General features: G+C 67.4%; 12 protein-coding genes. 8 read left to right on the forward strand and 4 right to left on the reverse strand.

Translation table 11 applies throughout. The annotated features are described in order from the left end of the window. Positions 1-109 precede the first annotated feature (109 nt). Together Q0833_RS14260 and Q0833_RS14265 are read right to left on the reverse strand one after the other, a co-directional pair. Positions 110-1,402 (reverse strand): TRAP transporter large permease, encoded by a 1,293-nt coding sequence (locus tag Q0833_RS14260; protein ID WP_298436180.1) that lies wholly within the window; start codon positions 1,400-1,402, stop codon positions 110-112. Next, the gene (locus Q0833_RS14265) at positions 1,403-1,981 is read right to left on the reverse strand and encodes a TRAP transporter small permease (protein ID WP_298436184.1); all 579 of its coding nucleotides are present in this window, start codon (positions 1,979-1,981) and stop codon (positions 1,403-1,405) included. 189 nt (positions 1,982-2,170) lie between these two features. Here Q0833_RS14265 and Q0833_RS14270 point away from each other — a divergent pair, with 189 nt between their 5' ends. Continuing rightward, entirely contained in the window at positions 2,171-2,854 is a 684-nt protein-coding gene (locus Q0833_RS14270; protein WP_298436187.1) for an outer membrane beta-barrel protein, read from the forward strand. Between the two features lie 6 nt (positions 2,855-2,860). Here Q0833_RS14270 and Q0833_RS14275 read toward each other — a convergent pair whose 3' ends face one another. Beyond that, entirely contained in the window at positions 2,861-3,916 is a 1,056-nt protein-coding gene (locus Q0833_RS14275) for an ABC transporter ATP-binding protein (protein ID WP_298436189.1), read from the reverse strand. Between the two features lie 3 nt (positions 3,917-3,919). Then, positions 3,920-4,702: an IclR family transcriptional regulator gene (locus Q0833_RS14280; RefSeq protein ID WP_298436900.1), complete on the reverse strand. Its 783-nt coding sequence runs from the start codon at positions 4,700-4,702 to the stop codon at positions 3,920-3,922. Positions 4,703-4,841: 139 nt separating this feature from the next. Between Q0833_RS14280 and Q0833_RS14285 the strand changes: the two genes are divergently transcribed. From Q0833_RS14285 to Q0833_RS14315, 7 genes are all read left to right on the forward strand, one after another. Continuing rightward, the gene (locus Q0833_RS14285; RefSeq protein ID WP_298436191.1) at positions 4,842-6,089 is read left to right on the forward strand and encodes an ABC transporter substrate-binding protein; all 1,248 of its coding nucleotides are present in this window, start codon (positions 4,842-4,844) and stop codon (positions 6,087-6,089) included. Positions 6,090-6,217: 128 nt separating this feature from the next. Beyond that, a complete protein-coding gene (locus Q0833_RS14290) occupies positions 6,218-6,667 on the forward strand; it encodes a hypothetical protein (protein WP_298436194.1) in 450 nt (149 codons plus the stop codon). A gap of 9 nt (positions 6,668-6,676) precedes the next feature. Then, positions 6,677-7,624 (forward strand): carbohydrate ABC transporter permease, encoded by a 948-nt coding sequence (locus Q0833_RS14295; protein ID WP_298436197.1) that lies wholly within the window; start codon positions 6,677-6,679, stop codon positions 7,622-7,624. Between the two features lie 35 nt (positions 7,625-7,659). After that, positions 7,660-8,004 (forward strand): hypothetical protein, encoded by a 345-nt coding sequence (locus Q0833_RS14300; protein WP_298436200.1) that lies wholly within the window; start codon positions 7,660-7,662, stop codon positions 8,002-8,004. Continuing rightward, a complete protein-coding gene (locus Q0833_RS14305; RefSeq protein ID WP_298436203.1) occupies positions 8,001-8,366 on the forward strand; it encodes an MmcQ/YjbR family DNA-binding protein in 366 nt (121 codons plus the stop codon). The genes Q0833_RS14300 and Q0833_RS14305 overlap by 4 nt, the downstream gene beginning before the upstream one ends. Next, positions 8,366-9,214, forward strand: coding sequence for a carbohydrate ABC transporter permease (locus Q0833_RS14310; protein WP_298436206.1), 849 nt, complete (start codon positions 8,366-8,368; stop codon positions 9,212-9,214). Before Q0833_RS14305 ends, Q0833_RS14310 begins: the two co-directional genes overlap by 1 nt. Positions 9,215-9,302: 88 nt before the next feature. Further along, positions 9,303-11,345 (forward strand): alpha-galactosidase, encoded by a 2,043-nt coding sequence (locus Q0833_RS14315; RefSeq protein WP_298436903.1) that lies wholly within the window; start codon positions 9,303-9,305, stop codon positions 11,343-11,345. Positions 11,346-11,347 lie beyond the last annotated feature (2 nt).

The raw sequence follows: 11,347 nt of genomic DNA on the forward strand, positions 1-11,347 counted from the left end.
GCCGCCCACCACGCCCTCCCAGACAGGGCGGGGACCGGACCCTTGATGATTTACGCAGGGTCAAGTTCTGTCAATCGCGCTGAAATCAAAGGCGCTTTGCCGCCGATGGTCAGAGGAAGCCGAAGAAGCGCGGCACCGCGAGCGAGATGGCAGGGATGTAGGTGATGAGGAAGATCACCAGCACCTCGACCGCGAGGAAGGGCAGGATCGCGCGCGCGATGGATTCCACCCGTTCGCCCGACACCGAGGACGCCACGAAGAGCACGAGCCCCATCGGCGGCGTCGCGAGGCCCACGGTGAGGTTCACCGACATGATGATCGCGAAATGCACCGGATCGACGCCCAGATCGGTGAAGATCGGCCCGAGGATCGGGCCGAGAATGATGATCGCGGGGCCCGCATCGAGGAACATCCCGATGATGAACAGCAGAAGGTTGATGAGCAGCAGCAGGATCAGGGGGTTCTGCGACAGCGACAGGATGAAGTCGGCCAGCGCCTCGGGCGCGTGGCTCAACGCCACGACCGTCTTGAACGCCATCGCCGCGCCCACCAGCAGCAGCACGACCGACGAGATCAGCGCCGCCTTGCCGAGCACGTCCGGCAGGTCGCGCCACGTCATCTCGCGCAGGATGAAGAGCGACACGATCACCGCGTAGCCGACCGCGACGGCGCTGGCCTCGGTCGGTGTGAATGCCCCGCCGAGGATGCCGCCCAGGATGATGACGGGCGTCAGGAGCGGGAAGAAGGCCTTGAGCGATGCGCGCCCCTTCTCTGGCCATGTGGCGCGACGCTTCAGGGCGGGCATCGCCGCCGGGTCGCGCCGCGCGATCAGGTTGGTGACGAGCATCAGCCCGATCCCCACCAGCGCGCCGGGCACGATCCCGGCGAGGAACAGCGCGGCCACCGACTGCTCCATGACGTAGGCGTAGATGATCATGATCCCCGAGGGCGGGATGATCGGGCCGATCACCGACGAGGCGGCGGTGACTGCGGCAGCGAACTTGCGGGTGTAGCCTTCCTTCTCCATCGCCGGGATCAGCATCGAGCCCAGCGCCGAGGTGTCGGCGACCGCCGAGCCCGACAGTCCCGCGAAGAGCATGGACGACAGGATGTTCACCTGCGCGAGACCGGCGCGGAAATGGCCGACCAGCGCCTGCGCGAATTCGACCAGCCGCAGCGTGATGCCGCCGCGGTTCATCATCTCGCCGGCGAGCATGAAGAACGGGATCGCCATCAGCGGGAAGCTGTCCATCCCGTTATACGTGTTGCGGTAGAGCAGGACGAGATCCTTGGCGTCGCCGTTGAGCCAGAGCATCACGCCAGGCGCCGCCAAGAGCGCGAAGAACACCGGCAAGCCGACCATGAGGAGGAGCAGGAAGAGCGGCAGGAACCAGACGAGCATCTATTCCGCCCCCACCGTGTCGGTCTCGGGAATGACGGGCAGGCGATCCGCCGCCCCGCCCAGCGCCGCGATCTGTCGCAGGATCAGCTCGACCATGACCGAGACCATCATCACGAGGCCCACGACCAGCGACGCCATCATCCAACTGCGCGGCATCTTCTCCCAGCCCTCGCCGGTCGGGTAGTAGAGCGCAGACGTCTTGAAGCGCCCCGAGAAGCCCGTGACCTCGTCCCAGCCGATCTTGGCGGCCACGACCAGCACCAGAAGCGACAGGAGCGACAGCACCAGCATCAGAAGGCCGCCGACCACGCGCGGCAGCACGAGCTGGATCATGTCGATCGCCACGAACCCGCCCCGCCGCAGCGCCGTCGGTGCGACGACCATCAGCCACAGCATGAGAAAGCGCGCGGCTTCTTCCGGCCAGGGAAGCGGGTTCGAGAGGATGTAGCGCCAGAAGACCTGGATCAGGATGAAGCCGACCATCAGCGCCATGCAGAGCACGCCGACCCAGCGGCCCACGGCCAGCGCGCCCGCGTTTATGGTGCCCAGCGCCCGTACGGCTGCGACGATCCCTCCCATACGCCCTCCCCGGCGATGCCTGGAGCGATGAACGCAGCCACGGCGGTTTCCGTCAACCGCGATGATCCCGAAACCACACGTGGCGGCAGTTCCCGCGTGCGGGCCGGATCGCGAGTTGACCCAACGGGCTGCAGCGGCCATTCGAATAAAGTGTTAACAACCCATTAATTTTCACGCGAACCGCCGGATATGTCACTCAAGCACCTCGTCACCGCGCTCGTCATCGCAATCACCGCGGCCGGCCCCGCGACCGCGCAGGATTGGGCGGGGCGGACGATCGGCCTGCAACTGGGCCATGTGTCGGGCTCACCCGCGCATACCCGCGTCCTCCCCGCGGGGCGGCAGGGTCACGAGGTCTCGACCGACGGTATGACCGTCGGTCTGTCCTACGGTCACACCTGGCAACGCGGCCGGCTGATCTTCGGGATCGACGGCGATCTCGCCGTGTCGGATGCCGCGGGCCGCACGGTGCGTCGGGGCGGCGGCAACGCGCCCTGTGGCCGGGGACGCGGCGGCTGCGACCACGCGGTGAACGCGCTCGCCACGGTGCAGGGACGGCTCGGCTTCGCGCTCGAGAACGGCATCCTGCCTTACGTGACGGGCGGGCTCGCGGTGGCCGACGTGTCGGCGACGGCCAGCATCGGGCGATGTGGCGCCACGCCTTGCACGGTCGATGGCATCGAGACGGGATATACCGTGGGCTTCGGGATCGAGGTGCCGATGCCCGACCGCTGGTCGCTCCGCTCCGAGGTGTCGCGCGTCGACCTCGGTACCGTGCGGTTCGACCGGTCGTCCAACCCGGCGGGCAACCGGTTCATCGAGACGGACCTGAGCTACACCCACGTCTCGATCGGCTTCCACCGCCGCTTCTGAGCGCGGTCAGCGCAGCCGCGCGCCGCTTTCGGCGTCGAACAGCATCAAACGCGCCGGATCGATCGAAAGCCCGACCCTGTCGCCGTCCGACGACCGCACGTCGCCGCGTTCCTCGACGATCAGCCGTTCGCCGTCGCGGGCCATCAGATACGCGTAGCTGACGCCGCCCAGCGCCTCGGTCAGCTCGACGTCCAGCACGTCGCCGGGCCCGATCTCAAGGTGTTCGGGCCGCAGCCCAACGACCACCTCCGTTCCCTCGGGCGGCAGCGCCACCGGCGGGGTCAGCGTCAGACCGACGCTCGGCATCTCGACCGCGCCGCCCCGCACCGTCCCCGGCACGAAGTTCATCGAGGGCGAGCCGATGAAGCCCGCCACGAAGCGGTTGTCGGGGTTGCGGTACAGCTCCAGCGGCGCGCCCACCTGCTCGATCCGGCCGTCGCGCAGAACGACGATCTTGTCGGCCATGGTCATCGCCTCGACCTGGTCATGGGTGACGTAGATCATCGTCGCCCCGATCTCCTTGTGGAGCCGTGCGATCTCGACCCGCATCTCGACCCTGAGTTCGGCATCGAGATTGGACAAGGGCTCGTCGAAGAGGAACACCTCCGGCCCGCGCACGATGGCCCGGCCGATGGCGACCCGCTGGCGCTGCCCGCCGGAGAGCGCGGCGGGCTTGCGCTTGAGGTAAGGGTCGAGCTTCAGGACCCGGCTCGCCTCGCCGACCTTTGCGTCGATCTCGGATTTCGCGTGGCCGTTCATCTTCAGGCCGAACCCCATATTCTCGCCCACCGTCATGTGCGGGTAGAGCGCGTAGGTCTGGAACACCATCGCGACGCCGCGCTGGGCCGGGTCTTCGCGGGTAACGTCTCGCGCGCCGATCTCGATCTTGCCGGCCGTCGTCTCCTCCAGCCCGGCGATCATCCGCAGGAGCGTGGACTTGCCGCAGCCCGACGGCCCGACGAAGACGCAGAACTCGCCCTCCTCGATCCCGAGATCCACGCCGTGGATCACCTGCGTCTCGCCGTAGCGCTTGATCACGTCAGTCAGTTGCACGCCCGCCATGGGTCAGCCCTCCCTCTGATCGGGGAAGCGCCAGTCGCGCAGGGCCCCTGAAATCCGTTCGACCGCCGCGGCGAGCGCCGGGCGGTGCGCCATCAGGCGCGTCTCGTCCAGGCCCTGGCCGGTCACCGACACCGCGCCCTGCACCCGCCCGCCCGGCGACAGGACCGGCATCGCGATGCAGGCGATGCCCGGTTCGTGCTCCTCGCGGTCGAAGGCGTGGCCGGCGGCCCGAATGGCGGCCAGCTCGGCGCGCATCGCGTCGGCGTCGGTGATGGTCGAGGGCGTGAAGCGGTGCCAGGACTGGCGGTCCAGCGCGGCGGCCAGTTCGGGCTCGGGCAGATAGGCGAGCATCACCTTGCCGACCCCGGTGCAATAGGCCGGTCCGACCTTGCCCGCCTCGGAATACATCGGCACCGCGCGCGCCGGGCCGCGCTTGTCGAGATAGAGAACCTGCCCGCTGTCGAGCTGTGCGAGATGCACCGTCTGCCCGATTTCGGCGGCCAGCGCCTCGAGATGCGGACGGGCGATCGGGGCGAGGTTCGATTGCGACCACGCCGCATGGGCCAGCCGGACCAGCCGCAGGCCCGGCGTATAGGTCCCCGTCTCGGGATCGAGCGACAGCATCCCCTGGCTCACGAGCGTCTGGAGCAGGCGGTAGAGCGTGGCCTTCGGATGCGGCGACGTCTCGAGCAGCTCCGAGAACCGCACCGGCCGCCCGATCGACGCGACATGGTCGAGCACGCCCAGCGCCTTGCCCACGGTCCCGTCGCCGCTGTCATGTCGAATGTTCACGCGGCCTCCCCCGGTGGATGCTTGACAGGCTAGCCGGAACGTCCGACAGTTTTCAACATAAGAAACCGCGTTTCACTATTTGGAACCGCGGGAGCTTCAAGAATAATGCGACCGCACAATCTGGGAGGATATCATGCGATCCATTCTGACGGCCCTGGCCGCCACCACCATGCTCACCGGGACCGCCTTCGCCGACGCCCACGCGCTGTCGGGCGATCTGCGGATCATCTCCGACATGTCCAACCCGGCGCCTCGCGCGGTGATGGAAGGCCTCGTCGCCGAGTTCGGCGAGATGCATCCCGATCTCAACATCGAGCTGGAGGTCATCGACCGCGAGGCCTGGAAGTCCCAGATCCGCAACGTGCTGTCCGCGAACCCGCCCGACGTCGTGAACTGGTACGCGGCCAACCGCATGATGCCCTACGTGAACGCGGGTCTCTTCGAGGATGTGTCCGACGTCTGGGGAGAGATCGAGGGGCTCGATTCCGTCAAGGGCGCGCTGACCATCGACGGCAAGCAGTATGGCGTCCCCTACACCTACTACCAGTGGGGCGTTTACTACCGCGAGGACATCTTCAACGAGCTTGGCCTGACCGAGCCCACGACCTGGGAAGAGGAGCTCGCCAACTGCCAGGCGATCCTCGATTCGGGCCGCAAGTGCTACACGATCGGCACCAAGTTCCTGTGGACCGCCGGCGGCTGGTTCGACTACCTCAACATGCGGACCAACGGGTTCGACTTCCACATGCAGCTCGCCCAGGGCGAGATCCCGTGGACCGACGACCGCGTGCGCCAGACCTTCGCCAACTGGCGGCAGCTGATCGACATGGGCGCCTATATCGACGACCACCAGAACTACTCCTGGCAGGAGGCGCTGCCCCTGATGGTCAACGGCGAGGCCACGGCCTACCTGATGGGCAACTTCGCCGTCGCACCGATGCGCGAGGCGGGCCTGACCGACGATCAGATCGACTTCTACCAGTTCCCGGCGATCAACCCCGATGTGGAGATGGGCGAGGACGCCCCGACGGACACGTTCCACATCGCCTCGGGCGCTCAGAACAAGGAAGCCGCGCGCGAATTCCTGAAGTTCGTCGTCTCGGCGGACGTCCAGACGGACATCAACTCGGGCGCCAAACTCGGCCAGCTTCCGGTCAACGCCAACTCCTCGGTCGATGACGACGAGTTCCTGAACCAGGGCTTCACCATGCTGTCCGAGAACGCCACCGGCGGCATCGCGCAGTTCTTCGACCGGGACTTCCCGGCCGAGATGGCCGCGCTCGGGATGGAAGGCCTGCAGGAGTTCATGGTGTTCCCCGACAATCTCGAGGACATCCTCCAGCGCCTCGAGCAGGCCCGCGAGCGCATCTACGCGAACTGATCCGGCGCGCGGGCGGAGGCATCCTCCGCCCCCGCCCAGACGACCCCGGCCATCCGCGGCCGGGGTCCGCCATCCCGACCCATCCGCATGGCCCCGCCATCCGAATGTGCCGGAACGGGAGACCGACCATGATCCGCATCGCGATCGCACTCGCCCTTCTCGCCGGCCCCGCCGCCGCGCAGACCGTGACCGGTGCCTGTACCGACGGCAGCATCTGGACGGGCGGCCCCGGCGATGCCGGTCTCGGGCCCTGCGAAAGCCCCGGCGAGGGGTTCTTCCGGCTCCGCTGCGACGCCGGGTCGGTCGTGATGAACGTCGAGAGCCCCTATCCCATCGCCGAGGACCAGCGCGGCACGGTCGATCTGACCGTGGACGGCACCGTCTGGCGTCTGGAAGGCGTCGGGCGCACCTTCGACCGGACCGACACGCGCGGCCTCGCCGCCGTCGCGGTGCCCACCGAGGCGCTCGACGCGCTGGCCGCGGGCAGCACCGCGCGGCTCGACATGCCGACCGAGACGCGGCCCTTCCACCTGACCGGCTCGGGTGCGGCGCTCGCCGCGCTGCGCGACGCCTGCTGAGGAGCGATCATGTCCACCACCGCCCCCGCCGTTCCGCCGACCGACGCCCCGCCCCGCCGAGGCTGGTATGCGCGCAACCAGATCGCGGTGACCCCGTGGCTCTTCCTCGTGCCGGGCCTGCTGTTCTTCGCCGTCTACGTCATCCTGCCGATCTTCCAGTCCTTCCAGGTCAGCCTCTACCGCTGGGACGGCTTGGGCGAATTGTCCGAAACGGGCACCTTCATCGGCCTCGACAATTACCGCGAACTGGCGACCGACCGGGCGTTCGACATCTCGCTCTGGAACAACTTCCGCTGGCTCCTGCTCTATCTTCTGGCCATCCCGATGGGCCTCGGGATCGCGCTCTTCCTCAACCAGACCGTGACCGGCATCCGGCTCTACAAATCGCTCTTCTTCTTTCCCTTCGTCATCAGCCAGGTCGTCGTGGGCCTCGTCTTCTCGTGGTTCTACCTCCCCAAGGAGGGCCTGCTGAACGCGGCGCTGGCGCTCTTCGGGCTGGGGCCGATCAACATCCTCGGCGACCCCGACCTCGCGACCTACGGCATCATCGCCGCCGGGCTCTGGCCGCAGACGGCGTATTGCATGATCCTCTATCTCACCGGGCTCAACGCCGTGGACCCCGAGCAGGTCGAGGCCGCGCGGCTCGACGGCGCGAAAGGCTGGAAGATGCTCTGGTACGTCATCATCCCGCAGCTCAAGCCCGCGACCTTCATCGCCTTCGTCGTCACGATCATCGGCGCGCTCCGGTCCTTCGACCTGATCTCGATCATGACCAACGGCGGGCCGTTCGGTTCGACGCGGGTGCTGTCGTTCTACATGTTCGAGAAGGCGCTCGCCGAATTCGGCTTCCGCATGGGCTACGGCGCGGCCATCGCGGTCGTCCTATTCCTCATCATGCTCTGCTTCATCGCCTATTTCCTCTGGTCGATGTGGCGCGACGAAAGGTCCCCGAGATGAAGCCTCTTCTAGCCACATTGTCCGCGTTCCTAGTCATGACGAGCGCCGCATTTCCAGAAGTCGTGATCGACGAAGGCATTGAGCAGTCCGGTTGGTCCGAAGGACCGCGCCCGGTCGCGCTGAGGTGCGCCGGGCTGCTCGGCATTATTGCTAAGCAGGCAAGTTCCATGGAGGCGCTGAACGCTCAGATGATCCTCCTGCGTGAAGCGGTGCGTCTTTCCGATGGCGATCCACCCTTCGGAGATGTGGCGGCAGAGTCTGAAGAGTACGCCGAAGCCTATCTGGGCTTGCCGCAGACCGACGAGATCGGCGCGATGATCGCCTCGGACATGCAAAGCTGCACCACGCTCATTAGCGTAGTGCAAAAAGCGTCTGAATGACCCGCGCCGAGTTCGACGCCCTTTGCGCGCCCCACCCCGGCGCGGTCCTTTCCGGCCCCGGCGAGCTCGATGCCTGGAAGGTCGGCGGCAAGATGTTCGCCTGCTTCGGGCATGTCGACGCGCGGGCCACCAATGACGACCACGTCGTGGTCCGCTGCGCCGACAACGATATGGCCCGGATGCTGATCGAGACGGGCGCGGCCGGAAAGCCCGCCTATTTCCGCGGCGCCTGGGTCCGGCTGGACCTGCCCGATCTCGACCCGGACGAGGCCGCCCACCGCGTCGCCGTCAGCTACGACACCATCCGAGCGGGCCTGACGAAGAAGGCCCAGGCCGACCTGCCCCCACGGGAGTCCGACTGATGTTCCCCACCCCGATCGCCAAGACCTCTCGCGCGTGGCAGCTCACCTACCAGTCGCTGCTGCCCGTAGCGCTGATCGTGTGGCTGCTGCCGCTGATCGCGGTGATGCTTTTCTCGATCAAGCCGGACACGGATTTCACGACGGGCAACTACTGGGGCTGGCCCTCGGCCTTCAAAGGCTTCGAGAATTACGGGCGCGTGTTCTTCGAAAGTGACATGCCCCGCTACCTGCTGAATTCGGTCCTGATCACCGTGCCCACGGTCATCGGCGTCCTGATCCTCTCCTGCATGACGGGCTTCGCGCTGGGGATCTACCGCTTCAAGGGCAACCTTCTGATCTTCTTCATGTTCATCGCGGGCAACTTCGTGCCCTTCCAGATCCTGATGGTCCCCGTCCGCGACCTGACGATCGACATGAACCTCTACGATACCAAGACGGGCCTCGTGCTGTTCCACATCGCGTTCCAGACGGGGTTCTGCACGCTCTTCATGCGCAACTTCATCCGCGCGCTGCCCTTCCCCCTGATCGAGGCGGCGCGGGTCGAAGGCGTCGCCGAATGGCGCATCTTCTGGTACGTGGTGATCCCGCTGATGAAGCCTGCCATGGCGGCGCTCGCCGTGCTGATCTTCACCTTCATCTGGAACGACTATTTCTGGGCCATCGTGCTGACCCAGGGCGCCGACAGCCAGCCGGTCACCGCGGGCATCACGTCCTTCAACGCCCAGTACCGTGCGGCCTATCACCTGATGAGCGCCGGCAGCATCGTCGCCGCCCTGCCCCCGGTGTTAATGTTCTTCCTGATGCAGCGCCACTTCATCGCGGGCCTGACCCTGGGCGCGGTCAAGTGACCTCGGCGCGATGAAGGACACCGCAACCGTGACGACGCGCACCTGGCGTCTCGACGACACCGCGCCCGGCACCGGCACGCGCCAGACCATGGTGCTCGCCGCCGAGCACGACCGCCTGCCGCAGGTGGTCTATTGGGGGGCGCCCCTGCCGCCCGAGGCCGATCTCGCGACGCTCGCCGCGGCCCACGCGATCGACGTGACCGGCGGGATGCTCGACGCCAATCCCGACCTGTCGCTCTGCCCCGAGGCGGTGCGCTCCTTTCCCGGCCAGCCCGGCCTCATCCTGCGCGGCGAGGACGGCACGCCGCTCCTGCCCAAGTTCCATTACGCCTCCGAGGACGGCAGCCACGGCCTCGCCCTCACCTACACGGATCCGGACAACGGCCTCGCCCTCACCTTCCGCCTGACGCCCGACCCCTCGACCCGGATCGTCCAGCTCAAGACCATCCTCACCTCCGAGCGGCCCGTCCATCTCCACTGGCTCGCCGCGCCCGTGCTGCCCGCGCCCCAGCAGTCCTCCGAGATGATCGATGTCGCCGGGCGTTGGACGGGCGAATTCCAGCTCAACCGCACGCCCTGGTCCGCAGGCATCCGCTACCGCGAGAACCGGACCGGGCGCACAGGGCACGAGCATTTCCCCGGCCTGATCGTCCCGGCCACCGGCGCCACGAACACCCAAGGCGAAGCGTGGGGCTTCCACTACGGCTGGTCCGGCGGACATCGCATGATCGCCGAGGAGCTGCCCGACGGCCGCCGCCAGATCCAGTTCGGCCATTCCGCCCGAATGGAGACGAAGCCCGCCACCCGGTTCGAGAGCGCCACGCTCTACGTCACCTATTCGCCCTATGGCCTGAACGGCTGCGCCGTCGCCTTCCAGCGCCATGCCCGCGACCGTATCGTGACCTGGCCCGACGACGCCCGCCCCCGGCCTGTGCATTACAACTGCTGGGAGGCCGTCTATTTCGACCACAAGCTCCCGGTCCTGACCGACATCGCCAGCCGCGCCGCCGCCCTCGGGGCCGAGCGCTTCGTGCTCGACGACGGCTGGTTCGGCCAGCGCGACGACGACACCCGCTCGCTCTCGGACTGGACGGTGGACGCGCGCAAGTATCCCGACGGGCTGGGCCCGCTGATCTCCCATGTCCACGGGCTGGGCATGACCTTCGGCATCTGGTTCGAGCCCGAGATGATCAATCCCGACAGCGACATCCACCGTGCCCATCCCGATTGGGCGCTGGGCGGCGACGACCAGACGCTGGGCCGCCAGCAGAAGGCGCTGAACATGGCGCTGCCCGAGGTGCGGGACTTCATCTACGATCGGATGGCCGCGATCCTCGCCGCGCACGAGATCGACTACGTCAAATGGGACCACAACCGCGTGCTACCCATGCCAGATGCCGACCAGACCCGCGGCTCCTACGCGCTGATCGACCGGCTCCGCGCCGCCTTCCCGCAGGTCGAGATCGAGAGCTGTGCCTCGGGCGGCGGGCGCATCGATTTCGGGATCCTCAAGCGGACCCAGCGCGTCTGGCTCTCCGATTCGAACGACGCGCTGGAACGCCTCCGCATCCAGCACGACGCGGCGCTCTTCCTGCCGCTCGCGGTCACCGGCTCCCATGTCGGGCCCCGCCGCTGCCACACATCCGGGCGCATCCTCGACATCTCGTTCCGCGCATGGGTCGCGGCCCAGCGGCATATGGGGTTCGAGATGGATCCCCGCGAACTCGACGACCACGAGGCGCGCGTCCTCACCGAGGTCACCGCCTGGTGGAAGGCGAACCGCGACTGGATGACCCTGGCCGATATCCACCGGCTCGACGCCCCCGACCCCGCCATCCTCGCCGAGCAGCAGCAGCACCGCACCGGCGACCGCTTCGTGGTCTTCGCGGGCAAGGCCGCCACCTCGACCCAGATCGCGCCGCGCCCGCTGCGCCTGACCGCGCTCGAGGCCGATGCCACCTACCGGATCGAGCTCATCAACCGTGCCTCTGCACCCGCCCTGTCGCGCGGCAACCCGATCCTCAAGGACGGCCCGATCGATGTTTCGGGCACTTGGCTCATGCATCACGGCGTTACCCTGCCGTGGCATTTCCCCGAGACGATGTGGGTTCTCGAAGGGACGCGGCTGTGACC

It is taken from the genome of uncultured Jannaschia sp., from assembly GCF_947503795.1.
Lineage (GTDB): Bacteria > Pseudomonadota > Alphaproteobacteria > Rhodobacterales > Rhodobacteraceae > Jannaschia.